The organism is Agrobacterium vitis (genome assembly GCF_037039395.1).
Taxonomy (GTDB): Bacteria; Pseudomonadota; Alphaproteobacteria; order Rhizobiales; family Rhizobiaceae; genus Allorhizobium; species Allorhizobium vitis_E.
Map to the genome: position 1 here is coordinate 2,751,478 of NZ_CP146242.1, position 26,952 is coordinate 2,778,429.

General features: G+C 58.1%; 24 protein-coding genes. 19 read left to right on the top strand and 5 right to left on the bottom strand.

The window, feature by feature from the left end:
• Nucleotides 1-215 precede the first annotated feature (215 nt).
• The 13 genes from V6582_RS15285 to V6582_RS15340 all read left to right on the top strand — a co-directional run bounded on the left by V6582_RS15285 (nt 216) and on the right by V6582_RS15340 (nt 10,762).
• Entirely contained in the window at nt 216-1,118 is a 903-nt protein-coding gene (locus tag V6582_RS15285; RefSeq protein ID WP_015916937.1) for a branched-chain amino acid ABC transporter permease, read from the top strand.
• Between the two features lie 4 nt (nt 1,119-1,122).
• The gene (gene livM, locus V6582_RS15290) at nt 1,123-2,514 is read left to right on the top strand and encodes a high-affinity branched-chain amino acid ABC transporter permease LivM (protein ID WP_156630778.1); all 1,392 of its coding nucleotides are present in this window, start codon (nt 1,123-1,125) and stop codon (nt 2,512-2,514) included.
• Complete coding sequence (locus V6582_RS15295) at nt 2,514-3,389, top strand: ABC transporter ATP-binding protein (RefSeq protein ID WP_070166575.1); 876 nt, start codon at nt 2,514-2,516, stop codon at nt 3,387-3,389. Before livM ends, V6582_RS15295 begins: the two co-directional genes overlap by 1 nt.
• Nucleotides 3,389-4,117: an ABC transporter ATP-binding protein gene (locus tag V6582_RS15300; protein ID WP_156630779.1), complete on the top strand. Its 729-nt coding sequence runs from the start codon at nt 3,389-3,391 to the stop codon at nt 4,115-4,117. Before V6582_RS15295 ends, V6582_RS15300 begins: the two co-directional genes overlap by 1 nt.
• 54 nt (nt 4,118-4,171) lie before the next feature.
• Complete coding sequence (locus V6582_RS15305) at nt 4,172-4,525, top strand: DUF6867 family protein (protein WP_156630780.1); 354 nt, start codon at nt 4,172-4,174, stop codon at nt 4,523-4,525.
• 134 nt (nt 4,526-4,659) lie between these two features.
• A complete protein-coding gene (locus V6582_RS15310) occupies nt 4,660-5,775 on the top strand; it encodes a branched-chain amino acid ABC transporter substrate-binding protein (protein WP_070166572.1) in 1,116 nt (371 codons plus the stop codon).
• A 228-nt stretch (nt 5,776-6,003) separates the two neighbouring features.
• Nucleotides 6,004-6,807 (top strand): septum site-determining protein MinC, encoded by an 804-nt coding sequence (gene minC / locus V6582_RS15315; RefSeq protein WP_156630781.1) that lies wholly within the window; start codon nt 6,004-6,006, stop codon nt 6,805-6,807.
• A 132-nt stretch (nt 6,808-6,939) separates the two neighbouring features.
• Nucleotides 6,940-7,755, top strand: coding sequence for a septum site-determining protein MinD (gene minD, locus V6582_RS15320; RefSeq protein ID WP_015916930.1), 816 nt, complete (start codon nt 6,940-6,942; stop codon nt 7,753-7,755).
• Nucleotides 7,752-8,012 carry a cell division topological specificity factor MinE gene (minE, locus tag V6582_RS15325; protein WP_015916929.1) on the top strand — a complete coding sequence of 87 codons (261 nt, stop codon included), beginning with the start codon at nt 7,752-7,754 and terminating at the stop codon, nt 8,010-8,012. The genes minD and minE overlap by 4 nt, the downstream gene beginning before the upstream one ends.
• Before the next feature lie 144 nt (nt 8,013-8,156).
• Nucleotides 8,157-9,272, top strand: a complete 1,116-nt coding sequence (locus V6582_RS15330) for a GmrSD restriction endonuclease domain-containing protein (RefSeq protein WP_156630782.1) — start codon at nt 8,157-8,159, stop codon at nt 9,270-9,272.
• A gap of 41 nt (nt 9,273-9,313) precedes the next feature.
• Nucleotides 9,314-9,541, top strand: a complete 228-nt coding sequence (locus V6582_RS27565) for an HNH endonuclease (RefSeq protein ID WP_156630783.1) — start codon at nt 9,314-9,316, stop codon at nt 9,539-9,541.
• 727 nt (nt 9,542-10,268) lie between these two features.
• Nucleotides 10,269-10,403 (top strand): hypothetical protein, encoded by a 135-nt coding sequence (locus tag V6582_RS15335; protein ID WP_272950769.1) that lies wholly within the window; start codon nt 10,269-10,271, stop codon nt 10,401-10,403.
• Nucleotides 10,404-10,483: 80 nt separating this feature from the next.
• A complete protein-coding gene (locus V6582_RS15340; RefSeq protein WP_234889585.1) occupies nt 10,484-10,762 on the top strand; it encodes a hypothetical protein in 279 nt (92 codons plus the stop codon).
• A gap of 44 nt (nt 10,763-10,806) precedes the next feature.
• On the opposite strand, the gene V6582_RS15345 is transcribed toward V6582_RS15340, so the two are convergent.
• From V6582_RS15345 to V6582_RS15355, 3 genes are all read right to left on the bottom strand, one after another.
• Nucleotides 10,807-11,352 (bottom strand): AAA family ATPase, encoded by a 546-nt coding sequence (locus V6582_RS15345; RefSeq protein WP_156630784.1) that lies wholly within the window; start codon nt 11,350-11,352, stop codon nt 10,807-10,809.
• Between the two features lie 248 nt (nt 11,353-11,600).
• Nucleotides 11,601-12,569 (bottom strand): response regulator, encoded by a 969-nt coding sequence (locus V6582_RS15350; RefSeq protein ID WP_156630785.1) that lies wholly within the window; start codon nt 12,567-12,569, stop codon nt 11,601-11,603.
• Between the two features lie 261 nt (nt 12,570-12,830).
• Complete coding sequence (locus V6582_RS15355) at nt 12,831-16,208, bottom strand: hybrid sensor histidine kinase/response regulator (protein WP_156630786.1); 3,378 nt, start codon at nt 16,206-16,208, stop codon at nt 12,831-12,833.
• A gap of 281 nt (nt 16,209-16,489) precedes the next feature.
• Between V6582_RS15355 and V6582_RS15360 the strand changes: the two genes are divergently transcribed.
• Nucleotides 16,490-17,320, top strand: coding sequence for an aspartyl/asparaginyl beta-hydroxylase domain-containing protein (locus V6582_RS15360; protein WP_156630787.1), 831 nt, complete (start codon nt 16,490-16,492; stop codon nt 17,318-17,320).
• 94 nt (nt 17,321-17,414) lie between these two features.
• Here V6582_RS15360 and V6582_RS15365 read toward each other — a convergent pair whose 3' ends face one another.
• Together V6582_RS15365 and V6582_RS15370 are read right to left on the bottom strand one after the other, a co-directional pair.
• Nucleotides 17,415-19,991, bottom strand: coding sequence for an HWE histidine kinase domain-containing protein (locus tag V6582_RS15365; RefSeq protein WP_156630788.1), 2,577 nt, complete (start codon nt 19,989-19,991; stop codon nt 17,415-17,417).
• Nucleotides 19,969-20,568 carry a biliverdin-producing heme oxygenase gene (locus V6582_RS15370; protein ID WP_156630789.1) on the bottom strand — a complete coding sequence of 200 codons (600 nt, stop codon included), beginning with the start codon at nt 20,566-20,568 and terminating at the stop codon, nt 19,969-19,971. The genes V6582_RS15365 and V6582_RS15370 overlap by 23 nt, the downstream gene beginning before the upstream one ends.
• 378 nt (nt 20,569-20,946) lie before the next feature.
• On the opposite strand from V6582_RS15370, the gene urtA reads away from it, so the two are divergent.
• The 5 genes from urtA to urtE all read left to right on the top strand — a co-directional run bounded on the left by urtA (nt 20,947) and on the right by urtE (nt 26,929).
• Nucleotides 20,947-22,236 (top strand): urea ABC transporter substrate-binding protein, encoded by a 1,290-nt coding sequence (gene urtA / locus V6582_RS15375; RefSeq protein ID WP_060718135.1) that lies wholly within the window; start codon nt 20,947-20,949, stop codon nt 22,234-22,236.
• Between the two features lie 332 nt (nt 22,237-22,568).
• Nucleotides 22,569-24,197 (top strand): urea ABC transporter permease subunit UrtB, encoded by a 1,629-nt coding sequence (gene urtB / locus V6582_RS15380; RefSeq protein WP_420360164.1) that lies wholly within the window; start codon nt 22,569-22,571, stop codon nt 24,195-24,197.
• On the top strand, nt 24,194-25,345 hold the full coding sequence (gene urtC / locus V6582_RS15385; protein ID WP_156630790.1) for an urea ABC transporter permease subunit UrtC: 1,152 nt from the start codon (nt 24,194-24,196) through the stop codon (nt 25,343-25,345). Before urtB ends, urtC begins: the two co-directional genes overlap by 4 nt.
• 4 nt (nt 25,346-25,349) lie before the next feature.
• Nucleotides 25,350-26,105 (top strand): urea ABC transporter ATP-binding protein UrtD, encoded by a 756-nt coding sequence (gene urtD, locus V6582_RS15390; protein ID WP_156630791.1) that lies wholly within the window; start codon nt 25,350-25,352, stop codon nt 26,103-26,105.
• 128 nt (nt 26,106-26,233) lie between these two features.
• On the top strand, nt 26,234-26,929 hold the full coding sequence (urtE, locus tag V6582_RS15395) for an urea ABC transporter ATP-binding subunit UrtE (protein WP_015916914.1): 696 nt from the start codon (nt 26,234-26,236) through the stop codon (nt 26,927-26,929).
• Nucleotides 26,930-26,952 lie beyond the last annotated feature (23 nt).

A 26,952-nucleotide genomic window follows, 5' to 3' on the forward strand; every position in this document is an offset into this window, starting at 1 on the left:
GAGTGACCTGCGCGCTTTTTGAGCGCAATTTCAGGTTTAGTGCCGATTTTGTGCAAAAACTGCCGATATGTTGAGCAATTGACAGAAAAATACGCGCTGCAAAGCTTTTAGGCTTCACATTTTTGTCGAAACCGATATCAAATCCCTCCAACACGAAGAACCCGAATGGGACAACATATGGATGCTGCGTTTGATACGCATCCGGGGGATAATGTATGGATTATTTCATCCAGCAGCTTATCAACGGGCTGACGCTTGGCTCGATTTATGGTCTGGTGGCGATTGGCTATACGATGGTCTACGGGATTGTCGGCATGATCAACTTCGCCCATGGCGATATTTTCATGCTCGGCGGTTTTGCCGCCTTGATTGTCTTTCTGCTTCTCACGACATTTTTTGCAGGCATTCCAGTGGCTTTGGCGCTGCTGATCATGCTGGTTGTATCGATGTTGATGACCGGCTTGTGGAACTGGACCATCGAGCGGGTCGCCTATCGGCCCTTGCGCGGGTCCTTCCGGCTTGCGCCGCTGATTACGGCGATCGGCATGTCGATTGCGCTGTCCAACTTCATTCAGGTCGCGCAAGGCCCTCGCAACAAGCCAATTCCGGCATTGGTCAATGACGTCTATCATTTCGGCGCCATCACGGTGTCCCTGAAGCAGATGATCATCGTCGCGGTAACGGCGGTGCTGCTGGCGGCCTTCTGGTATATTGTCAACAAGACGCCGCTTGGCCGTGCTCAGCGCGCCACCGAGCAGGACCGCAAGATGGCGGCCCTTTTGGGCGTCGATGTCGACCGGACCATTTCCGTCACCTTCGTGATGGGGGCGGCGCTGGCTGCTGTGGCTGGCACCATGTATCTGATGTATTACGGGGTTGCCTCCTTTACCGATGGCTTCATTCCCGGCGTCAAGGCCTTTACGGCGGCGGTTCTGGGCGGCATCGGCTCGCTGCCGGGCGCGGTCCTCGGCGGCTTGCTGATTGGTCTGATCGAATCCCTGTGGTCGGCCTATTTCACCATCGCCTATAAGGATGTCGCGACGTTCGGCATCCTGGCTTTCGTGCTGATTTTCAAACCGACCGGCATCCTGGGCCGTCCCGAAGTCGAGAAGGTCTGAGATCATGGCAAATGTCGACGTTTCCACCGTCAAGGCGCAGCCCGGCCTGATGGCGCGGGCATTGAAAGAAGCCGTGTTCGCAGGCTTGCTTGCGCTCGGCCTGTTCGTGCTGTTCATCGGCATCAAGACTGACCAGGACATCAACAATGCCCTGGTCTGGTATACGCGCTGGGGCCTTTTGTCGATTTTCGTGGCGATTGCCGCTATTGGCCGGTTTGCCGTGGTCGCTGTCTTGCGCCCCTGGTCGGCAGCGCGCAGGGCGCGGGCGGCTGCAAAGCCCGCGACTGCCACGGATGCCCGGCCATCGTTCTTCAAGACACATTTCCTGAAGATCGCGCTGGTGGCACTGATCCTTTATCCGCCGGTCATTCTCTTTCTGGTCGGCACGCAGGGATCGCTGAAATATGTCGATAATTTCGGCATCCAGATCCTGATCTACGTCATGCTCGCCTGGGGATTGAACATCGTCGTCGGCCTGGCCGGGCTGCTCGATCTCGGCTATGTCGCCTTCTATGCGGTCGGTGCCTATTCCTACGCGCTGCTGTCGCAGCATTTCGGCCTGTCCTTCTGGCTGCTCCTGCCGATATCAGGCATTCTGGCCGCCTTCTGGGGCATTATGCTCGGGTTTCCGGTGCTGCGTTTGCGGGGAGACTACCTCGCCATCGTCACGCTGGCCTTCGGGGAAATCATCCGGTTGGTGCTGATCAACTGGACGGATGTCACCCAGGGCACGTTCGGCGTATCGGGCATTCCCAAGGCGACGCTGTTCGGCATTCCCTTCGATGCCTCGGCGCATGGCTTCGCCAAGACCTTCGGCCTGCCGATGTCCTCGGCCTATTACAAGATCTTCCTGTTCTATCTGGCGCTGGGGCTGTGCATGCTCACCGCCTATGTGACGATCCGGCTGCGGCGCATGCCGATTGGCCGGGCCTGGGAAGCGCTGCGCGAAGATGAGATCGCCTGCCGCTCGCTTGGCATCGACACGGTGAAGACCAAGCTGACGGCCTTTGCCATCGGCGCGATGTTTGGCGGTTTTGCCGGCTCGTTCTTTGCCGCCCGTCAGGGGTTCGTGTCGCCGGAAAGCTTCGTCTTCCTGGAATCGGCGGTTATTCTCGCCATCGTGGTTCTGGGTGGCATGGGGTCTTTGACCGGTATCGCAGTTGCCGCCATCGTCATGGTCGGTGGCACGGAGCTGCTGCGCGAGATGGAATTCCTGAAGCACGTGTTCGGGCCTGATTTCACCCCTGAACTGTATCGCATGCTGCTGTTCGGCATTGCCATGGTTGTGGTCATGCTGTTCAAGCCGCGCGGCTTTGTCGGCAGCAGAGAGCCGACGGCCTTCCTGAGGGAACGCAAGGCTGTCTCCGGCAGCTTTACCAAGGAGGGTCACGGCTGATGACATCCGGGACGCAAACCATGAGCAATGACCCAATCCTGACGGTCGAGCACCTGTCGATGAAATTCGGCGGCTTGATGGCCATCAACGACTTCTCTTTTGAAGCCCGGCGCGGTGAAATTACCGCGCTGATCGGACCGAACGGAGCGGGCAAGACCACGGTGTTCAACTGCATTACCGGTTTCTACAAGCCGACGATGGGTATGGTCACCCTGCGCCAGAAGGCCGGCAAGGAATTCCTTTTGGAACGCCTGACGGATTTCGAGATCACCAAGAAGGCCAAGGTGGCCCGTACCTTCCAGAATATCCGGCTGTTTTCCGGCCTGACCGTGCTGGAAAACTTGCTGGTTGCCCAGCACAATGCGCTGATGAAAGCCTCCGGCTATACGGTGCTCGGTCTGCTCGGCCTGCCCGCCTATAAGAAGGCAGCGGCACTGTCGATCGACAAGGCGAGGTTCTGGCTGGAGCGCGCCGACCTGATCGAGCGGGCCGACGACCCGGCTGGCGATCTGCCCTATGGCGCGCAGCGGCGTCTCGAAATCGCTCGCGCAATGTGTACGGAGCCGGAATTGCTTTGCCTGGATGAGCCGGCTGCCGGCCTCAACCCACGGGAATCGCTGGCGCTCAACACTTTGCTCAATGGCATCAGGGACGAAACCGGCACATCGATCATGCTGATCGAGCACGATATGTCGGTGGTCATGGAAATTTCCGACCATGTCGTGGTGCTGGAATATGGCCAGAAGATTTCCGATGGCACGCCTGACCACGTGAAAAACGATCCGAGGGTCATCGCGGCCTATCTCGGTGTCGAGGATGAAGAACTGGACGACGCGATTTCCGATGTGGAAGCCGTGGCCGGAGGCAAATTGTGATGACTGCTGAAGCTCTTTTGAAGGTTGAGGCCGTCGAGACCTATTACGGCAATATCCGTGCGCTTGGCGGTGTCAGCGTCGAGGTTAAAAAAGGCGAGATCGTCAGCCTGATCGGCGCCAATGGCGCTGGCAAGTCGACGCTGATGATGACGATTTGCGGCAGCCCGCAGGCGCGCGCCGGCCGGGTGATTTTCGATAATGTGGACATTACCAAAATGCCCACCCATCTGATTGCTCGCCAGCGCATCGCGCAATCACCGGAAGGGCGGCGGATTTTTCCGCGCATGACGGTGATGGAAAACCTGCAAATGGGTGCCGGTCTCGACAACCTCAAATATTTCCAGGAGGACGTCGAGAAGATCTTCACCCTGTTTCCACGCCTGAAAGAGCGCCACGCCCAACGCGGCGGCACGCTTTCCGGCGGCGAGCAGCAGATGCTGTCCATCGGCCGGGCGCTGATGGCGCGGCCCAAGCTGCTGCTGCTGGACGAACCATCGCTGGGGCTGGCGCCCTTGATCGTCAAGGGGATTTTCGAGGCGATCAAGAAGCTCAACCAGGAAGAAGGGCTGACCGTGTTCCTGGTCGAACAGAATGCGTTTGCCGCGCTGAAACTGTCCGACCGCGCCTATGTCATGGTCAACGGCTTGGTGACGATGAGCGGCTCCGGCCGGGAATTGCTGGCCGACCCTCAGGTGCGTGCTGCCTATCTTGAAGGCGGACGGCATTAATCGCCGTGCCGCGCTGATAAACTGCGGATAAAAAGACCCCGGAGGGGAAAAGACATGCAGGGTTTGTTTTTCGATACGGATGATCAGGTGCGGATGGTGCTGCGTTTTCTCGTGGTGCTGCTCGGCTTCTGGACCGCATGGCGCACCGGCAAGGCCGTTGCCGAAAACTGGGAAGGCTATGGCCGGGTGGTGATCTACACGCTGCTGCTGGCACTGGTCATGCGGTTTCTCCACCATGCCTTGTTTGAAGGGCCGATGCTGGATCTCGGTCTTTACGCGATGGATTTTGTTATTTTGCTGGTGTTTTCGATGGTCGGTTTCCGCCAGCGACGCACTCGCCAGATGGCCGGTAACTATTACTGGCTCTATGAAAAAACTTCCCCACTGTCCTGGAAGAAGAAAGATTGACAGCACCGTCTTTCTCGCCTCTGATGGCCGGGGAAATTGCAATAATAAAGAGTGGAAGAGTTTTCCGGCGCAATCTAGGTGGGTGTTGCGCGGGGGATCGAATGAAGCCCGCCCTAAAAACTGGGAGTATAAGAATGAAGAAGTCGCTTCTTTCAGCCGTGGCGCTGACAGCCATGGTTGCCTTCAGCGGCACCGCCTGGGCTGACATCATCGTCGGTGTCGGCGGTCCCCTGACAGGCCCGAACGCTGCTTTCGGCGCACAGCTCCAGAAGGGTGCCGAACAGGCCGCTGCCGATATCAATGCAGCCGGCGGCATCAATGGCGAAAAGATCAAGATCGTGCTCGGCGACGACGTGTCGGATGCCAAGCAGGGCGTTTCCGTTGCCAACAAATTCGTTGCCGATGGCGTCAAATATGTGATCGGCCACTTCAACTCGGGCGTATCGATCCCGGCTTCGGACGTATATGCCGAAAATGGCATCTTGCAGATCACGCCAGCCTCCACAAATCCGAAATTCACCGAACGCGGCATGTGGAACACCTTCCGCACCTGCGGTCGTGACGACCAGCAGGGCGCTGTTGCCGGCAAATACATTGCCGAAAAGTTCAAGGGCGTGAAGGTTGCCGTCATTCATGACAAGACCCCTTACGGTCAGGGTCTTGCTGACGAAACCAAGAAGGCCATGAACGGTCTGGGCGTCAAGGAAGTCATCTACGAAGGCATCACTCCCGGTGAAAAGGACTATTCGGCCCTGATCGCCAAGATGAAGGAAGCCGGCGTTGGCGTGGTTTACTTCGGCGGTCTGCACACGGAAGCTGGCCTGATCCTGCGTCAGATGGCTGACCAGGGCGTCAAGGCGACCCTGATGTCGGGCGACGGTATCACGTCCAACGAACTGGCCTCGATTGCTGGCGACGCCGTCAATGGCACGCTGATGACCTTCCCGCCGGACCCGCGTAACAACCCGAATGCCAAGGATGCGGTCAAGAAGTTCCGCGACGCTGGCTTCGAGCCCGAAGCCTATACGCTGTATTCCTACGCTGCCCTGCAGATCATTGCAGAGGCTGCCAAGGCTGCCGGTTCCACCGATGCTGAAAAGGTTGCTGAAACCATGAAGGCCAAGGGTCCGTTCACGACCGTTATCGGCTCGATCGGCTTTGACGCCAAGGGCGACATCACACGTCCCGACTACGTGATGTACACCTGGAAGAAGGGCCCTGACGGCAAGTATTCCTACTTCGAAAACTGATTTCTTCTGGCATTGCCAATGGAAACGAAAGCCCGGCCTTGCGCCGGGCTTTTTGCGTCGCACGCTTGAGTGGCGTTTGCGCGCAGCCGCAAAATTAATTTTCTAACGAATTGAATATTATAGCCAATTAGCGCCATTCCTGTCGTGTCTCTTAACGGATTGAACAGCCGCGTTAACCTTTTGTTAACCAAATCAGCCGTAAACCATCTCAACGATTTGTTCATAAAGATGACCGAAGTGCTAACAGAACCCCGCTCAATCCGCATCAAAGGCCGCTCGTTTCTGGCGGTGGTGCTTTCACCGGACCTGCCGGTTGATAACTGGCTGGAAAGGCTGGACGATCTGGCTTCGCGCTCGGCCGGGTTCTTCCTTGGCCGTCCGGTGGTTCTCGATGTGGCGGAACTGGCGATCAGCCGGGATGAGCTGAAGGCGCTGATCGCCGAGCTGTCCAGCCGCAATGTCAGCATCATGGGTCTGGAAGGCGCGCGTCCTTCGATGGTGGAACGCGGCATGCCGCCGATCCTCAAGGGTGGCCGTCCGGTTTCCGATGTCGAAGTGCCGAAGGTCGAGTCTGCGGCACAGGCCAAGGACGACAAGGCGGAGGAAAAATCCGCGGAAGCCTCCGAAAAGGACGAGGATAAGCAGGCCGATGAGGCTGCATCCCAGTCCGCAGTGATCACTGCCCCCATGGCCCGTTCCGTGGTGCAATCCTTGCTGTTGCATGAGCCGGTGCGCTCTGGCCAGTCGGTGATTTTCACCGAAGGCGATGTGACGGTGATCGGCTCGGTTGCCTCAGGCGCCGAAATCATTGCCGGTGGGTCGATCCATATCTACGGCGCCTTGCGGGGCCGGGCGATGGCGGGGTCGGTCGGCAATGCATCGGCGCGGATTTTCTGCCGCAAGATGGAGGCCGAGCTGCTCGCCATCGACGGGATCTACAAGATGGCGGAGGACATGCCGCCGGAATTGCTGGGCAAGCCCGTCCAGCTCTGGCTGGAAGACGATGTCATCAAGGCTGAAAAAATGGCCTGATGCTGGTTTGAGCCGTGCGGACGTCAGCTTGACGCCGACTCCGCTGGTTAAAGTTGACGTTTAATACGCTGGAGATTTGGTCCAGCGCTACCCGAAGCTTGTGCCGCATGCGGCGAAAGACAGGAGAATGAAATGGGGAAGGTCATCGTTGTGACATCAGGCAAGGGCGGCGTCGGCAAGACGACCTCCACGGCTGCCCTTGGTGCAGCACTTGCCCAGCGCGGCGACAAGGTTGTCGTCATCGATTTTGATGTCGGTCTGCGCAATCTCGATCTGGTCATGGGCGCTGAGCGCCGGGTGGTCTACGATCTCGTCAATGTCATCCAGGGCGATGCCAAGCTGCCGCAGGCGCTGATCCGCGACAAGCGGGTCGATACGCTGTACCTGCTGCCGGCCTCGCAGACCCGTGACAAGGACAATCTGACTCCCGAAGGCGTGGAATGGGTAATTACCGAGCTGAAAAAGCATTTCGACTGGGTGATCTGCGATAGTCCGGCCGGGATTGAACGCGGCGCGACGCTGGCCATGCGCCACGCCGATGTCGCTGTTGTCGTCACCAACCCCGAAGTGTCTTCGGTGCGCGATTCGGACCGGATCATCGGCCTGCTGGATTCGAAGACCCTGAAGGCCGAACGCGGCGAGCGGATGGAAAAGCACCTGCTGCTGACCCGTTACGATGCCGTCCGCGCCCAGCGCGGCGATATGCTGAAGGTCGAGGATGTCTTGGAAATCCTCTCCATCCCGCTGCTGGGTATCATCCCGGAAAGCATGGATGTGCTGAAAGCCTCGAATATCGGTGCGCCGGTGACGCTGGCCGATGCCAAGAGCCTTCCTGCCCAGGCCTATTTCGAAGCTGCCCGCCGTCTGGCTGGCGAGGAAATTCCGGTTTCCATGCCCGAGGAAAAGCGTGGCCTGTTCGGCAAGATTTTCGCACGGAGGGCCGCATGAGCATCTTCAACCTGTTCCGCAGACCAACCTCGGCGCCGATGGCGCGCGAGCGGCTGCAAGTCCTTCTCGCCCACGAACGCGCCGCCCAAGGCTCCGACCTCGTCGCCATCCTGCGCGAGGAAATCCTGGCTGTGATCTCCAAGCACGTCCAGGTCGATGCCGACAAGGTCCGCATCAAGGTTGACCGTGACGAGCACGTGTCGATCCTGGAGATCGACGTAGAAATTCCACGGGATGCTCAAGCGCTGGCGGCTTGATGGGGTGAGGGGCTGGCCGGTGTGGCTGGCTTGAAGCAGATATGTGATTTTTCAGCCGCAAAGTGGACGCTTTGCGGCTGATTTATTAATTGTAATTACTTGTTTTAGGTTTACCGTATTGGGGGCAAGAGTAGGGGGTATAAAATGACTAATACATCGTTCTCCATCGATATTGGTTTGGAGGAAAAAGGGTCCGATATAAAGATATCGGCATTTGATGAAATACCTGAGGATGATGCAGACGAGGGTGGGAATGATGAAGGGTCGCTTGACTTAAGTGGTGGCCAAAGACAAGCCGTAATGCAGCCAAAGGATGTTCCTCTTGGCGTGTATCATACTTGGTATAAACGCGGAAAACTTAATCTCAATCCTGATTGGCAACGTGCATACGTTTGGAAGGGGAAGCGTCCGTCTTACCTGATAGAGTCAATCTTGATGAGATTGCCTATACCAGTGATATTTTTGTCCCGTACTAAAGAGGGCGGTCTTGAAGTCATAGATGGGGTACAGCGCCTTACGACTGTCTTTAACTTTATAGAAAATAAATTTGCTTTAACGGGATTGGACGTTTTCAAGGAGTTCAATGGTCTGCGATTTAAGGATTTATCTCAAAAGATGCAAAGTGAGATAGAGGACGCGGTTATTAGCTGTTTTGAACTTTCAGAAGATACGTCACAAGATTTAAAATTCACTACGTTTGAGCGAATTAATACGGGTGGCATGTCTCTAAATGAGATGGAAATCAGAAACTGTATATATCGTGGGAAATTGAATTCTAAGCTCGCCGATTGGTCAAAGAATGATGATTTCCGAAATGCGATTAATATGCGAAATCTTTCTGACAGAATGTTTGATAGAGGATTGATACTGCGTTTTTTGGCATTTGATACTATAAAGCATGATAAAGTCACATCCGGGATAAAGTCTTTCCTAAATAGATTTTTCGAAACCTACAAGGATCCGAGCGACGACATCATAGCGGATTTTGATAAGCGCTTTCGTCGTGCGATGCGTAATAGTTATACAGTATTTGGATCTAACGCTTTTCGTTTGAGAAAATCAGACTACAAAGGTGGTGGAGAGTGGGCTTCTAGAGCAAATGCTGCGATTTTTCAAGTAATTTCTACCTCTTTGGCGCCTTATGATAATGTTCAGGTTAGTCAAAAGGCCGATGCGATTATGGAAGAGTATCTGGATATTCTCTCGGATCAGCAGTGGTTGGATTCTGTAAGTAAATCCACTGGCGATGCTAAAAAATAAAATATGCCTTTGATGCTTGGGGTCGACGTTTGAGTACGTTGATGGATGGCGTGGAAGGAGCAGATAGCCAGCGTATATTTTCTGCAAGGCTCAAGAAAGAGCTGTTTGATCAAGATAGAACGTGTGCTATCTGCAACAATGAGATCAAGTCTATAAATGACGCTGCCGTGGATCACGTTGATCAGTATTGGCGTGGTGGGGCGACAATACCTTCTAATGCTCGCTTAGCGCATCGGGCTTGCAATGGTGCCCGTTTAAGGAGCGATTAAAGATCAGTTTCACAGCGTTTTCATTGAGTGTCATTATTAATGAAATCGGGTTGATATTCGATTGCCGAAAACAGCAATGCGTTTCAAATCACGTTGTGGATGAGGTGCTCGCACGGCTGGCAACAATACTTGAGTAAGGGGATGGTTAGCCTTGGTGCAAGGATACCCCCCTCTGGCTTGCCAGCCATCTCCCCCTCAAGGGGGGAGATCGGATAGGCGAAATCGCCCGTTTCAGCAGATAAAGTTGCGTCTTCCCCGACCTCTGAAAAGTAATGTGAAGCAAGAATCTTGCCTCTTGTCGATCTCCCCCCTTTTGAGGGGGAGATGTCCGGCAGGACAGAGGGGGGTTAACGCCAAGCACAACGCCACCAATTCCCCCCGTTCAAAATCGCACCAATCCCCTCTTTTCCTCCCTACTCGTTATGCGCTAAGACAAGGGTGAGATCGGTTGTAACGAGCCGGTCTTGGGGCCTCGTAACCCCAACAAAAGCGGCCGGTGTCGGTCGTTAAATGACACCCCTCAGCCATAGGTTTGTGGCTGAGGCGGTGGGTCATGTCTATATGATCCCACTCTCCACCATCTCTATGGTCGGGGAGATCTCGGCGTATGTCCAGAGCTTCGGCTTAAAGGTCGAGATGGTCGTTCTTTTGTCGGCTTACGAACTCCCCGATCACCAGAGACAGTTCTCTGGTGATCGCTCGTTTTCCAGCGTGGGAGGAATGGACAATGGCGGATTATAATGTCTGGGCTGATCTTTTCGATACGTGGCAATCGACATCCGACTGGGTGAAGGCTCTGATCATCGTCGTGCCACCGGCTTTCGTGGCGACCATGCTGGCGCTGCTGCTGCGCTACAGGTAGAAGACGCGGAAGACGGTCCAGTCCCCTCCGGGGTTTACCATCTTTCGCCACCGCAGCACTTCCAACTGAGATCGGAGGATATGCCGGACCCGGGCGACAAGATGGACCATTTGCTGCTCGACGCCGCCACCAATCTTCAACACCGGCTGGAGGACGCCCGCCGGTCGCTCCATCCGCAAGAGAGTTCCTTGGCCGACGGGGCAGATCTGGGCAGAAGCGACATCCGGCAACAGATCACCCAGATCATCCTTGAGGAATATCACCGTGGGTCCGATCCGGGGGTTGCCCTTCGGCGCGGGCGAGAGTTCCTCGCCAGCCAGCGAAACGCCCACAGCACCAATCTGGATGTGAAAGAATAAGCCCAGTCGGGCAAAAATATCGGGGTTATGACCGAAAATCGGTTTTACCTTTCGGTTGGGTGCTGAAGCATTGCCAAGATAAATTCCAGACGCTCCACAACACTCACCTTTGGCAACACAATCACCTCATATTCCAGCGCCGGATAGGTCTCGAGCAAGCGCTGATATTCTTCCTCTGCTGCGGTCAGATCATGCTGACGCTCCGCATCCTGCTGGTAAATCTCCGGCCAAGGTGGGGTGAGAAAAACGCGGGCGTGGTAGCGGTGTTGTTGCTTGAGTGCGTTCAATTGTGTCTCATCGCCGGTCGCAGCTTTCAGCGCGGCGGCGGCGTCGATCAGGCTGCGGTCGAAGAAGACCCAGCCGGGGAGGGATGCTGCGCGTTCCCGGTCTTCCTGCGCCATGGCAATGGCGCGGTGGGCGAAGGCGGCCATGTCGATCCAGGGCAGGGCTTTGCCATCTCCGGCCTGTTCTTGCATCACAATGCGTCGGCCGGGTTCTTCTATGGTGGCAAAGCCTTTTGTAGCCAGGGCTGAGAGCAAAGTGGATTTGCCGCCGCCGGAGCAGCCGGACAGGATGACGAAACTGTTCATGGAGAGGCTCTTGGTTTGGGATTTGGACCTTGGAGCAAGGACACCCCCCTCTGGCTTGCCAGCCATCTCCCCCTCAAGGGGGGAGATCGACGCGGGGTACACTCTTTACCAAAATATTCTCTTTTTATCAGTGGTTTGAAGGGATACTGATTGAGTGGTCTGGTTCCTCTATCTGATCTCCCCCCTTGAGGGGGAGATGCCCGGCAGGGTAGAGGGGGGTATCCTTGCGCAGATATCAGCCTTCTCCCTCACTCCACCCTCAATACCGCCGCCGCCTTCACCGCCGCAGATGCCCGGTTTTCCACGCCCAGCTTCACGTAGATCTGTTCCAGATGCTTGTTCACCGTGCGGGCGGCGAGGCCGAGGATTTCGCCGATGTCGCGGTTGGGTTTGCCGCGGGCGATCCACAGCAGGACTTCGGATTCGCGTTGGGTGAGGCCGAAGGCCTGGCGCAGGCGTTCGTCTTCGCGTTGCTGGCCGCCAGCGCTGAGGCGGAACAGGTATTCGTCGGCGGCCATGGCGCCGAGATAGGCGATTTGCAGGGCAGGGTGGTTTTCAAGCGGCAAGGACAGGGCAGCGTCGCGGGATGCGCCTGCGGGCTGGCTATTGGGCGCGGTTGCGGGACCGGCGGCGGAAATCGTGGCGGTTCGGGCCTGCATCCAATCGCCGATGGCCTTGATTACCGTGTCCAGCCCGTCTTCACGTCCGGTGGCGGTGGTGATCAGGCGGCTGGCTTGCGGCGTGGACCACAGCAGGCTGCCATCAGCGCGCAAGGCCAGCAGGTGGCGGCCTGCGGCGTCCAGCGCGACACGGGCGCTTTGCGCGGACCGGGCATTGGCAAGATGCACGCGGATGCGGGCGCGCAGCTCATCGATATTGATCGGCTTGGTCAGGTAATCGACACCGCCGACCTCAAGCGCATGCACCACATGTTCGGTTTCGCTGAGGCCCGTCATGAAGATGACAGGCACCTGCGCCACCGCCGGATTGGCCTTGATCTGTCGGCAGGTCTCGAACCCATCCATGCCGGGCATAACCGCATCCAGCAGGATCAGGTCCGGGCTGATCCGCTCGACAATGCCCAGCGCCCCTTGGCCTGACGTGGCAATCAACACGGAAAAGCCGGACTGTTCCAATGCGTCAGTCAAAAAGCCCAGCGCTTCCGGGCTGTCATCCACCAGGAGAATGATATCGCGGGGGGAGGTTGGTTCAGCCATGGCGGATTTTTTCCTTAAGGCCAGCGGAACGAACGGGGCGGCGGCACTCCTCTTCTCCCCATCGGGGAGAAGATCCCGGCAGGGAGATGAGGGGGGCGAAGCCAGACCACGGAGTGAGGCGTTGCGTAAAACAAGCCTTTACACCAAGTCGCCGCCGTCTGGCCTGCCGGCCATCTCCCCCTCGGGTGGGGAGATCGGCTGGGGGATGTCTCGGCGCAAGACCGGCAATGGATTTGCGGTTGGGCGATGGCCTCTGCACGCTCATGCTGCGCCCTCCTGATAGCGATCAAGACAGGCGATTAGCCCGGCCATGTCGAAAGCCTGGACGAAGGGGCGCAATTCGTCGGTGAAGGGCAGCATATCCGGTGTCTTGGCCAGTTCCTGCAATTTGTTTTCCAAGCCCCTGATATAGCCGATTTCGGCCAGCTTGCGCAGGTCCTCGCGGTGGGCAAAGCCGGGGTCGCGCGGCGTGCCAGCGGGCAAGGCGGGGGCGGGCGGGGGCATGTCTTCGGCATAGAGCCAGCGCAGTTTCAGGTGGCGAGCCAACTTGTCGCGCAGCATTTTCACGTCGACGGGCTTGGGGATGGCGTCGTTATGGCCGCCGGAACCGGGCTCGCGCACCGCGCCATCGCCGATATTGGCCGACAGCATCAGGATCGGCGCGCTCTGGCCAGCATCGCGCAGCCGCTCGACCAATTGCCAGCCATTCATGCCCGGCATGGAAATATCGACCAGGAAAAGGTCGGGTTTGACACCTTCGATCAGCGCCAGACAATCCGGCCCACCAGTGGCGGTCAGCACGATGAAATCCAGGGGCGCCAGCGCCTCGCGCATCAGTTCGCGGTGATCCTCATTGTCATCAACCACGACAATCGTGCGGCGCGGGCCGTCATAGGAGAGGATCTTGCGTTCGGCCTTGGGTGCCGTGCTGGGCCGGTCGACAGAAGACAGCATCAGCCGCACCCGGAAGGTCGTGCCTTTGTCCTTTTCGCTCTCCACGGCAATTTCGCCGCCCAGCGTATTGGTCAGCAGCTTGGTGATGGTCAGCCCCAACCCCAGCCCCGGCATGGGCCGGATATTGTCGGCCTCGCCGCGCTGGAAGGGTTCGTAGATCCGGCTCAGATCCTTTTCAGCTATGCCGCGCCCGGTATCGGTCACGGTGAAGCTGGCGACCTGGCTGCGATAGGCGATGTCGAAACTGACCGTGCCCGCATCGGTGAATTTGATGGCATTGGAGAGAAGGTTGACGAGGATCTGGCGCAGCCGCTTCTCGTCGGCGCGCACATATTGCGGCAGGTTCTTGGCGCGGATGTGGGTAAAGGTCAGGCCCTTGGCCTCGGCCTGCGGGCGCAGCATATCGAGGATCTGGTCGAGGAAATCGTGGATGTTCAACTCGGCGGAAAACACCTGCAAGCGTCCCGCCTCGATCTTGGAAATATCCAGCAGCCCGTCGATCAGCCCGGAGAGATGGTCGGCGGACCGGCGGATCACCCGGATGGCGGATTGGCGTGGGGCGGGAATGGTCTCATCCTGCTCCAGCAATTGCGCATAGCCCATCACGGCGTTGAGCGGCGTGCGCAATTCGTGGCTGAGGCCAACCACATAGCGGCTCTTGGCGCGGTTGGCGGCCTCGGCCGTTTCCTTGGCGGTCTGAAGCGCGGCGTCGGTTTTGCGGTGGGCGGCGATTTCCTTCAACAGCAGGCTGTTCTGGCGGTAGGATTCTTCTTCCGCCACCAGCCGGCTGTCATGGGCCAGCACGTAGAACCACGTGGCGATACCAGCAATCACCGAGAACACGAAGAACACGATCAGGATCGTCGCATTGACCACCACTTCGGTTTCTGGCGAGGCGGCGGAGACCTGATGGGCAATCAGCGCCAGGATCGCCCCCACCAGCGAAATCGCCCCGACACTGGTCATCGCATAGCGGCCAAGCCGGGTCGTCAGTTTCTCGATCACCGTGCTGGGCAGCACAGTGCGGGCGACGGTGCCGACCTGGGTGTTCAGCCGGGCCTTCGGCTTGCACATGTCATGGCAGCGGCTGTCCAGCGAGCAGCACAGCGAACAGATCGGCGCGGCATAGGCTGGACACCAGGCCATATCTTCAGGCTCGAACGGATGTTCGCAGATCGAACAGGTGATATGGCCAAGGTTTTTCCAGGCATGGCGCGGCTTGCGGGCCAGATAGAATTTGCCCTTGGTGCCCCAGGCGATCAGCGGCGAAATCAGGAAGGCGATCAGCGTTACGAAGGTGGAGAGCGAGGCCATCAGCGGTCCGAACAGGCCGAAATGGGCGCAGAGCGCCAGACCCGCCGAAATCAGCAGCGTGCCGCAGCCGACCGGGTTGATGTCATAGAGATGGGCGCGCTTGAACTCGATGCCCGGCGGGGCAAGGCCCAGCCGTTTGTTGATGAACAGATCGGCGGAGATGGTGCAGAGCCAGGCCATGGCGATGATCGAGAAGATCCCGAGCGTCGCTTCCAACAGCCGGTAGATGCCAAGCTCCATCAACAGCAGCGCGATGCCGACATTGAACACCAGCCAGACCACCCGGCCCGGATGGCTATGGGTGAGGCGGGAGAAGAAATTGGACCAGGCGAGCGAGCCTGCATAGGCGTTCATCACGTTGATCTTCAGCTGCGACACCACCACGAAGGCGACCATTAGCAGCATGGCCAGCGTTTCATTGGGCAGAATATAGCCGAAGGCGGCCAGATACATATGAGCGGGATCGGCGGCCTCGCTCAGACTGACACCGGTCGATAGCGTCAGCACCGCCAGGAAGGAGCCAGCCAGCAGTTTCGGCACGCCCAGCACCACCCAACCGGCACCGGCCAAAAATACCATGAAACGGTGGTGCAGTTTGCGCCCGCCTTCCGGCGGCAGGAAGCGCAGGAAATCCACCTGCTCGCCAATCTGCGGCATCAATGCCAGGATGACGGCGGAGGCGGCGCCAAAATCAGCGAGGCGAAACGGCGCGATATTGTGCGTTCCGGCATTGGATTGGTGAATGCCGGCAAAAGCCCGCCAGAGGTCGAACTTCTCCCAGTCCTGAAAGGCGATGAACACGAAGGGCGCAATATTCAGTACGATCCAGATCGGCTGGGTGAGAAGTTGGAATTTCGAGATCAGCTGGATGCCGTAGGTGACCAGCGGAATGACGACAACAGCCGAAATAATATAGCCGATTGACGGAGGAATGCCGAAAGCCAGCGCCAAGGCCCCGGTCATGATCGAGGCTTCGATGGCAAACAGCATGAAAGTGAAGCTGGCATAGATCAGCGACGTCAGCGTCGAGCCGATATAGCCAAAGCCAGCGCCACGGGTCAGAAGATCGATATCGACGCCTTCGCGGATCGCATAACGGCTGATCGGCAGGCCGACCAGCAGCATCAGGACGGCAGCGACCAGGATGGCGAAAAACGCATTGGTGGTGCCGTAGGACAGCGTGATCGTGCCGCCGATCGCCTCCAATGCCAGAAAGGAAATCGCCCCGATTGCGGTTTGGGAAATCCGGCTGGAGGAAAACCGGCGGGCGCTTTTGGCGGTAAAGCGCAGCGCATAATCTTCCAGCGTCTGGTCTGCCACCCAGCGGTTATATTGGCGTCGGACGGGAATGATGCGTTGGCGTGCGGCCATGCCGGTATTCTGGCGCTTTCTGATGGGAAACAGGATGGATGAATACTGTCACGGCAAGACGGGGGTTTTGCAAGGGTGCTTGGAGATGTTCGCGCCGCTTCCTGCTGTTTTTCCATTGCGCATGAAACTGGAATTGTGACAGTGCTTCTCGAGTTTGTCAGGGAAAAGTGGAATCCGGTTTGCCTCTATTTTTCCATTTTTCAGGCGTTTGGGTTTTTCAACCCCCGCGTCGGTGTGATCGGCACCGCTGTACGGAATTGTTGCATCAGAAAGTGATACCGATGGATATGCCAGCCTCTCAGACTTCGACCGGTGCGGACAACGAACAAGCCTTCGGCACATCAGGCATTCAGCCGATGGACCGGCCAAGCCGCATTACCCGGTTTTTCATGGGCATCGTCGCCTGGGCGGAAAAGCTGAATTACAAATATGCCAAGCTTGGCAATCCACCGGTCTATGACAATGCCACTTTTCCCTGGGTGGCGGAGGTGGAAAAGGCCTATCCGGCCATTCGCGCCGAGCTGGACAGGATCTTGCTGCGCCAGAGTGAGCTGCCGAGCTTTCAGGACATTTCTACCGATGTGAAGACGATTTCCACGGACAATCGCTGGAAGACCTTCTTCCTGCTTGGTTTCGGTGTGAAGTCCGAGGCCAATATCAAGGCCTGCCCGGAAACCTGGAAGGCCATGCAGGCCATTCCAGGCCTGACCACTGTCATGTTCTCGATTTTCGAACCCGGCAAGCATCTGCCCGCCCATCGTGGCCCCTATAACGGTGTGCTGCGCCTGCATCTGGGGATGATCGTGCCGGAACCGCGTGACCAGATCGCCATCCGCGTCAAGGACCAGATCTGCCACTGGGAAGAGGGCAAGGTGCTTATCTTCGACGATGCCTATGAGCACGAAGCCTGGAACCACACCGACAAGATCCGCGTTGTGCTGTTCGTCGATTTCGCCAAGCCGCTGAAATTCCCGGCTCGTCTGGTCAATTGGGCGCTGATGAACATGGCGATCTTCACGCCCTTCATCCGCGAGGGGCTGGACAACCACAATGAGTGGGAAAAGAAATTCTATGCCGAGGCGGAAAAGCTGCGCAACAGCACGGCTGGCTGACAGGCACCGTTTCGATACGCACGATAGTCCGGGATATCCGCGAAAGCCTGTCAGGTTCCGGTCGAACCAGACAGGCTGTCTTTTCTGTCTATTTTTAGCCGGTGGTGGCGTCCGGCTGGCGCAACAGGCTCATCACCGCATCGGCCAGCGCCTCGCCATCATAGGGTTTGTTGATGATGGTGACGTCGCCGAAGGCTTCCGGAATGATCGACCGCTCGGCATAGCCGGTGGCAAACAGAAAGGGAATGCCGCGCTGGTGCAACTCCTGGGCTACGGGCACCGAGGTATGATTGCCAAGGTTGATGTCGAGCACGGCCACGGCAGGGGCTGTGACCTTAATTTGCGACAAGGCTTCTGGCACGGAGCCTGCTGTCATGACCGTGGTGAAACCGGCATCGCCCAGCATCATTTCGGCATCCATCGCAATCAGCATCTGGTCTTCAACCAGCAGGATCGGCAGGGTTTTGTCGATATTGGCCATGGATATGGTCTCTGTCTCGGAGGGCGGGGCATGTGTGGTTTCCGGCTCGTGTCCGGAACCGGACAGGAAACGGGCAGGAATCAAAAGATACGCATTCAGGCCGTATGGGTTATAATTCACGGTGCTCTTACCACCGAGGTCATAGGGAATGCTACGGTCTATCAAGGCGGAGCCAAAGCCCCGGCGTGTCGGCGCGGTCACCGTTGGCCCGCCGCTTTCCGCCCACAGAATTTCACAATCTCCCTCTCCCGTCCAGCGCCAAGTCAAGTCAAGTGTGCCACCTGTGCGCGAAAGTGCTCCGTATTTCGCCGCATTGGTCGCAAGTTCGTGGACAACCAGGGCCGTGACGGCATAGGCGCGGCTATCGAGCACGACCATCGGGCCACCAAGCGAGAGTGTGGTACCCTCGGTGCGGTAAGGTCCAAGCTCGGCCTGTAGCAACTCGCTCAGGTTGCCGCTGCCGCTGCCGCGGATCACCTGGTCATGGGCATGGGACAGGGCGTGGACGCGGCCCTTCAGCGAGGTGACATAATCCCTCAACTGGTGTTCCGGCCGGGTCGGAACACCGATCAGCGACTTGATCACCGCCAGAATATTCTTGACCCGGTGGTTCAATTCCTCATTCAGCACGCGCTGACGGATGTCGGCCTTGTTGCGCTCTTCCTGCATCAGCTCGTTGTGCCGGAGCACGACCTTGACGGTGACGGCGCGAATGGCCTCCGCAATTTCCCTGTCGTTTTCGCTCCAATGGTCCGATTGCTTTGTGACCGCTTCCTTCCAGATGGCGAAGCTCTTGCGCGGCGTCAGCCGGTCGCCCAGCGGACCGATCTCATAGGATTTATCGGGATTGCCGGCCCAATTGAGGGTTTGCAGCCGTTCCTTGCGGAAAAACACCAGATAGTCGCGGGGAATTTCCGAGAGCGGCACTACCATGACGCCGGAGACCGTCTCATAATAGCTTTCGGCTCTGGGCAGAAATTGGGAGAGGGCGTGGCTGGCCCAGGTCTGTCCATCGGCAATGCTGTTGACGAAGCGCACCAGCGGTTCAACTTCGGCAGGCGGCGGACAGGCACCAACCGCCGTCCAGGTCTCGTTCATCCACAGGCCAACGCCATCGCAGGGCACAAGGCTGCTGAATTCCGGCAGGCATTCGCCAAACAGCGCCTCGAGATTTTCGTGGTGGGAGGCAAGATGCAGAAAGCGGTCCAGCGACTGGCGCGCATCATGGGCCAGGTCAAGCTTGTGCTTCTGCTTCAGGGCAAGCAGTGTCAGGGAGAAAAACTCGCCAAACAATTCAGCCGCGACCCGTTGCGCCATCGACAGGGTCTTTTCGCGGTAATGATGGCAGGCGATCAGGCCCCAAAGCTCGCCGTTGAGCAGGATCGAGATCGACATGGACGCGCCGACGCCCATATTGCGCAGATATTCCAGATGGATGGGCGAAACGCTGCGCAAATGCGCAAAGGACAGGTCGAGCGGCTCACCGGACGCATCCAGCTCCGGCTCGATCGCCACCTTTTGGCCGCTTGCATCGGAAATCACCCGGATGGAATTTTGCATATAGAGCTTGCGGGCCTGCTGGGGAATGTCGGATGCCGGGAAATACTGGCCAAGGAAGCTTTCCAGCTCCATCGACTTGGCCTCGCTTACCACCTTGCCGGAGCCGTCATTGTCGAAGCGGTAGATCATCACCCGGTCATAGCCGAGCACCGCCCGCACCAGCCTTGCGGAGGTGCGGATCAGTTTGTCCATGTCGTCGATATCCTTGATCCGGCCGATCATTTCCCGCGCCAGCTGCAAGGGGTCGCGCCCGTCCTGGGCCGGTTCGAACTCGATGATGACAGTGGCGCGCTGGCGATGCACGCTGACGTCGAAAAGCTGCTCTTTTCCAAGGTGGTGAGTGGGGCGAAGACGCAAATTGGGAATGAGCGCCGGACGAGAAGCCGAAGGCGCCGTCGCCAGCGCGTTGCGCAAGTCGTGGGTGGCGACATCGCCCAGAAGCGTGTGGACCTCCAGGCCGTTCAGCGGCCCCTCCAGCCCCAGCATGTCAGCCACATTGGCGGAATGGCGCAGCACCTTGGCCATTTCCGCGTCGCAGGCCAGCAGGCAACCATGCGGCTGAATACTGCCGGGAATATGGATAGGCTCGCGGTCGCAATTGGTGAGATCAACGGTCTGCGTAGGAGGCATTCATGGGGCTTTCGAAGGCAGCGTAGGCATAAGCAAAGGTTGCATTGGCAAAGGCCACGAGCTTCCCCTCATCGAGATCCCGCAGTTCCTCCATAAGATGTAAAAACGTGGGCCAGCTCGAAAAGTTCCCGGCCTGGGCAAAAAGATGCGCCCCGCCATGGGTGGGGCCATACCCAAGCAGGGCCGCCCGTTTCGCCAGAAGCTTTGCGCCAAGCGCCGAGCCTTCCAGCACATAGAACAGGCCAAGCCAGTCTTCGGCCTCTCCCGGCTGGGGAACCCTTGCCTGCCAACGGTCATCCTCCAGCCCAAGCGCCGTCTCCAACTCAAGCGTCTGCAGGTCGGCGCGCAGCCCGTTGCCAATCATCACCGGCTGCCAGGCGCCGGGCCAGCTGACAAACGGTGCCTGCGGGGCCTGTTGGGCAATCATCGCTTCCAACGGCAGCCGGAAACGAGCCATGCCGAGCAAATAGGCGCGGTAGGCGGCAGGAGAGGAAAAATCGCCGATCACTGCATCGAGTTCGGCGTGAGCATCGGCGGTCGCTTCCTTCAGAAGCCGTCGCCGGGGTGAAAAAGGCATGGATGACTTTCGAAACAGATTGCCGCCGCTCTATTCTGCATCTGCTGCATGAGCGGTTTATGAGAATGCTCTCCATGAGAGCCTTGTTAGGTAATAAGGTTCGAATTCGGCGGAAATCAAGCATAATAAACCTATGTCCGCCGTTTTAGGCGATAAATCCCCTATTTTTGTAGGGACGGTGCTGCCTTATACGAAGATGCATTGAAAATGACTCTTCGTATTCCCCTTGAGAATATCTCGGGCCTCTGACGCAGAGGATGCTTCGCAACTTCGAGACTTGGTATTCGCGGGCGACCTACGTCAATTGACGTATACGATTTTGCAGCGCAGCAGCCGATAGTCCCCTCACTCCAGAATTCAAAAAGAGGGGAACCTGACATGAACTTCAAGTCCAAACTGGCGAGCGCACTTGTCGGCGCCATGCTGTCCACCACCGCCTTCCACGGTGCGTTTGCCGCCGAAGACACGATCAAGGTCGGCATTCTGCATTCTCTCTCCGGCACGATGGCGATTTCGGAAACGACGCTGAAGGACGCCATGTTGATGCTCATCGACGAGCAGAACAAGAAGGGCGGCGTTCTCGGCAAGAAGCTGGAGCCTGTTGTTGTCGATCCTGCCTCCAACTGGCCGCTATTTGCCGAAAAGGCCCGCGAACTGATTTCTAAGGACAAGGTTTCGGCGGTGTTCGGTTGCTGGACCTCGGTGTCGCGCAAATCGGTTCTGCCTGTTTTCAAGGAACTGGATTCGGTGCTGTTCTACCCCGTGCAGTTCGAGGGTGAGGAAAGCGAGCGCAACGTATTCTATACCGGTGCCGCGCCCAACCAGCAGGCCATTCCCGCCGTCGATTACCTGATGGAAAACGAAGGCGTGCAGCGCTGGGTGCTTGAGGGCACCGACTATGTCTATCCGCGCACGACCAACAAGATCCTCGAAGCCTATCTTCTGTCCAAGGGCGTGAAGAAGGAAGACATCATGGTCAACTACACGCCATTCGGGTTCTCCGATTGGCAGACCGAAGTCGCCGCCATCAAGAAATTCGGCTCGGCTGGCAAGAAGGCCGCCGTTATCTCCACCGTCAATGGCGATGCCAACGTGCCGTTCTACAAGGAGCTTGGCAACCAGGGCGTCAAGGCGGAAGACATTCCGGTCATGGCCTTCTCGGTTGGCGAAGAAGAGCTGGCCGGTATCGACACCAAGCCGCTGGTTGGCCATCTCGCTGCCTGGAACTATTTCGAATCCGTCGATACGCCGATCAATGCCGAATTCATCAAGACCTGGCATGCCTTTACCAAGAACGACAAGCGTGTGACCAACGACCCGATGGAAGCCGCCTATATCGGCTTCAACATGTGGGTGAAGGCCGTCGAAAAAGCAGGCTCTGCCGAACCCGACAAGGTCATCGACGCGCTGGTCGGCGTTTCCGTGCCGAACCTCACCGGCGGCTATGCAACGATGATGCCGAGCCATTACATCACCAAGCCGGTGCTGATTGGCGAAGTCCAGGAAAATGGCCAGTTCGACATCGTCTCCCAGACACCGGAAGTGGTGGGCGATGAATGGTCGGATTTCCTCCCCGACAGCAAGGACCTGATCGCCGATTGGCGCCTGCCGATGAACTGCGGCAATTTCAACGTCAAGTCCGGCAAGTGCGGCGGCAAGGGCTCGTAAAACTTCCCAGCCTGAAACTTGCTGCGGGTGCGTGACGCATCCGCAGCTTTTTCTCGCGGTGTATCTTTTTGTCGTTTTGATATGTGGCTTACCCCCCTCTGGCTTGCCAGCCATCTCCCCCTCAAGGGGGGAGATCGACCCAGAGTTAGCCTTTTGCATCTATCTGAGCCCTGCGCCTGAAGTGACGGTTCAAGTGGAAATTGGGCCAATACCTCATCCAATCTCCCCCCTTGAGGGGGAGATGCCCGGCAGGGCAGAGGGGGGTAAGCGGCAGATCAAAACAAAAATGGCATGCACAGCGAAAGACGCCACCAAATAAAAGGGGCCGAAAATTGCGATCCTGTTTGAACCATCTGTCCTCTGTGCTGGTTGCCGGGCTTTTGCTGATCTTGGCTTCTGGCCTTTGTGTGGCCCGCGCCGAAGGCGATCCCGCCACCCTGATCAAGGCGCTAGGCACTGCCAATTTCACCGATGCCGAAAAGATCGTCGGCGATCTCGGACGGACCGGCGATCTCAACGTGGTTCCGGCCCTGGAAGCCCTGAGCGGTGGTGATCTCTATCTGCGCAAGGCCGATGGCAATGTGTTTATCGCCAAGCCCGCGGGCAGCCAGCTGACGCTGGTTGATCCCTTGAGCGGTGCCGAGGTCGGCAAGGAAGCCAAGGGCGGGCTGGTCAAGATCAAGATCAACAATGGGTTGCGCCGCGCCATCCGCGCCGCGCAAGGCGGGCTGACCTTGCTCAGCCCTGACCGCACGGTGCGGCTTGCCGCTGCCGATGCGCTATTGAAGGCGCCGTCGGAAGACAATCTCGAATTGCTCGACACCGCCCTTGCCAAGGAGCAGGATGGCGCGGTGAAAACGCTGCTTGCTCAGGCCCGCGCCGTTTCGGTCATTACCTCCAATCATTCCCTGGAGGAAAAACGCGCCGCCATTGCACTCATTCGCGCGGTGGGCGGCCAGGATGCGATTTCCATTCTCGGCAATGCCGCGCCAACAGTCGATCCGGCCCTGAAGGGCGATATCGATGCCGCCATCGCCAAGATCCAGAGCGATGTGGCGCTGTGGAATACCGCGCAGAACATCACCTATGGCATCTCGCTCGGCTCGGTACTGCTGCTGGCCGCCATTGGCCTTGCCATCACCTTTGGCGTCATGGGCATCATCAATATGGCGCATGGCGAAATGGTCATGCTCGGTGCCTATTCCACCTTCATCGTTCAGCAGGCAATCCGGGCGAACGCGCCTGAGCTGTTTGACTGGTCGCTGGCCATTGCCCTGCCGGTCGCCTTTGCCGTCACGGGTATCTTCGGATTGGTGATCGAGCGCTGCGTCATCCGCTTTCTCTATGGCCGTCCGCTGGAAACGCTACTGGCCACCTGGGGCATTTCATTGATGTTGCAGCAGTTGGTGCGCACGCTGTTTGGCCCGACCAATCAGGAAGTCGCCAATCCGTCGTGGATGTCCGGCTCGTTTGGGCTTGGCGGCTTGACCATTACCTGGAACCGGCTGTGGATCCTGGTGTTTTCACTGTCGGTGTTCTTCGCGCTGCTGATGCTGTTGAAGCGCTCCGCCTTTGGCTTGCAGATGCGCGCCGTCACCCAAAACCGGCGCATGGCGTCTTCCATGGGCATTCGTACGCCCTGGGTCGATGCCTTCACGTTTGCTTTGGGCTCCGGCATTGCCGGAATGGCGGGCGTGGCGCTGTCCCAGATCGACAATGTCTCGCCCAATCTCGGCCAGACCTACATTATCGACAGTTTCATGGTCGTGGTGTTCGGCGGGGTCGGTAATCTCTGGGGCACGCTGGTGGGAGCGTTTTCGCTTGGCATTCTGAACAAGTTCCTTGAGCCCTATGCCGGTGCGGTGCTGGGCAAGATCCTGGTTCTGGTTCTCATCATCCTGTTCATCCAGAAGCGGCCGCGCGGTCTCTTCGCACTCAAGGGAAGGGCGGTGGAAGCATGATCACGGCATTTCTTCTGCGCTCGCTGGACGCCAAGATCCTCGTCGCCATCGCCATTCTTCTCGCGCTCGCCATTCTGGTGCCGATCCTCAGCCTTGCCACCGCGCCCGACAGCGCGTTGCATATGCCGACCTATCTGGTGGCGCTGTTCGGCAAATATCTGACCTATGCCATGTTGGCCTTGGCGCTCGATCTGGTCTGGGGCTTTTGCGGCATTCTTTCGCTCGGCCACGGGGCGTTCTTCGCGCTCGGCGGCTATGCCATGGGCATGTATCTGATGCGCCAGATCGGCCCGCGCGGCACTTATGGCGATCCTGTATTGCCTGACTTCATGGTGTTCCTGAACTGGAAGGAGCTGCCCTGGTTCTGGCACGGCTTCGACATGTTCTGGTTTGCCGCGCTGATGGTGCTGGTGGCGCCCGGCTTGCTCGCCTTCGTATTCGGCTGGTTTGCGTTTCGCTCGCGTGTCAACGGCGTCTATCTGTCGATCATCACCCAGGCGATGACCTATGCGCTGCTGCTGGCCTTCTTCCGCAACGATATGGGTTTTGGCGGCAATAATGGCCTGACAGACTTCAAGGATATTCTCGGCTTCAACATTCAGGCCGATGGCACCCGTGCGGCGCTGTTTTCGCTCTCGGCGCTGTTTCTGGCGGGCTCTCTGCTGCTGGTCTCGGCCATCGTACGCTCCAAATACGGCAAGGTGCTGGTCGGTATCCGCGATGCCGAAAGCCGCACCCGCTTTCTCGGCTACCGGGTGGAAAACATGAAGCTGTTTGCCTTTGTCGTCTCAGCAATGATGGCGGGCGTCGCAGGTGCGCTCTATGTGCCGCAGGTCGGCATCATCAATCCGGGCGAGTTTTCACCGGCCAATTCCATCGAGGTGGTGATCTGGACCGCTGTTGGCGGACGCGCCACGCTGATCGGTCCGATCATTGGCGCGGTGCTGGTCAATGGCGGCAAGACGGTGTTTACCGGCCTGTTTCCCAATGCCTGGCTGTTTGCGCTGGGTGGGCTGTTCGTGGCCGTCACGCTGTTTCTGCCCAAGGGCATTGTTGGCACAGTCACCCAAGGCCTTCTCCGGCGCAGGCAGGACAAGGCAGTGACGGAGGCCGAGGCATTGAACCGCAAACCCCAGGCGGCGGAGTGAGACCATGGCTGATAAAACCACCAATTCGCTTCTTTATCTCAACGGCGTCAGTGTTTCCTTTGACGGGTTCCGGGCCTTGAACTCCCTGTCCTTCGTGGTCGAGCCGGGGGAGCTGCGCGCCATTATCGGCCCGAATGGTGCTGGCAAGACGACGATGATGGATATCATCACCGGCAAGACACGGCCTGACAGTGGTGAGGTGTTTTTCGACGGCGGCAAGGTGGATCTCACCAAGCGCGATGAGGCCGACATCGCCCAACTCGGCATTGGCCGCAAATTCCAGAAGCCAACGGTATTTGAAAGCCATACGGTCTGGGACAATCTGGAACTGGCGCTGAACAAGCCGCGCGGCGTGTTTTCAACGCTGTTCTACCGGCTGACACCCAAGGACCGCGAGCGGATCGACACCATTCTCGAAACCGTGCGGCTCACCGCCCGCAAAAACGACCTCGCCGCCAATCTGTCCCACGGTCAGAAGCAATGGCTGGAAATTGGTATGCTGCTGGCGCAGGAGCCGAAACTGCTGCTGGTCGATGAGCCGGTGGCGGGCATGACCGATGCCGAAACCGCCGAGACCGCCATCCTGCTGCGCGAAATCTCCAAGACCCGCTCGGTCGTGGTGGTTGAGCACGACATGGGCTTTATCCGTGATCTCGGCGTCAAGGTGACATGCCTTGCCGAAGGCTCGGTGCTGGCCGAAGGCTCGATCGATTTCGTTTCGAACGATCCGCGGGTGATCGAGAATTATCTGGGGCGGTGAGAACAGTACCGTTGGAATGCGCAGTACCCCCTCTGCCTTGCCAGGCATCTCCCCCCTTGAGGGGGAGATGTCACGAAGTGACAGAGGGGGGTGAACGGCTTGCTCCCAATTTTTCAGAAGGTGCATCAATGCTGACAGTTGAAAATCTCAATCTTCACTATGGTGCCGCCCAGGCGCTGCGCGGTGTGAATATTACCGCGCCAATGGGCAAGATTACCTGCGTGCTGGGTCGAAACGGGGTGGGTAAAAGCTCGCTTTTGCGCGCCGTAACCGGCCAGCATCCGGTATCAGGCGGCACGATTGCGTTTGAAGGCACGGTGTTGAACGGCATGGCGCCGTTCAACCGGGCGCGGCACGGTGTCGGCTATGTGCCGCAGGGGCGTGAGATCTTTCCGCTACTGTCGGTCAAGGAAAATCTGGAAACCGGCTTTGCGCCGCTGAAGCGCAAGGACCGGACGATTCCGGACGATATTTTCGCGCTGTTTCCGATTTTGCAGACCATGCTGTCGCGGCGTGGTGGTGACCTGTCCGGTGGCCAGCAGCAGCAATTGGCGATTGGCCGGGCCATGGTGACCCGTCCGAAAATCCTGGTGCTGGACGAGCCGACCGAGGGCATCCAGCCATCGATCATCAAGGATATCGGCCGGGCAATCCGCTATTTGCGGGATTCAACCGGCATGGCGATCCTGCTGGTCGAGCAATATCTCGATTTCTGCCGGGAGTTGGCCGACCATGTCTACATCATGGATCGCGGTGAAATTGTCCATGAAGGAGGGGCTGAAACCCTGGATACGGTCGAGGCCCGCCGTCACCTTACGGTCTAATGTCGCATTCAGGCATGGGATTC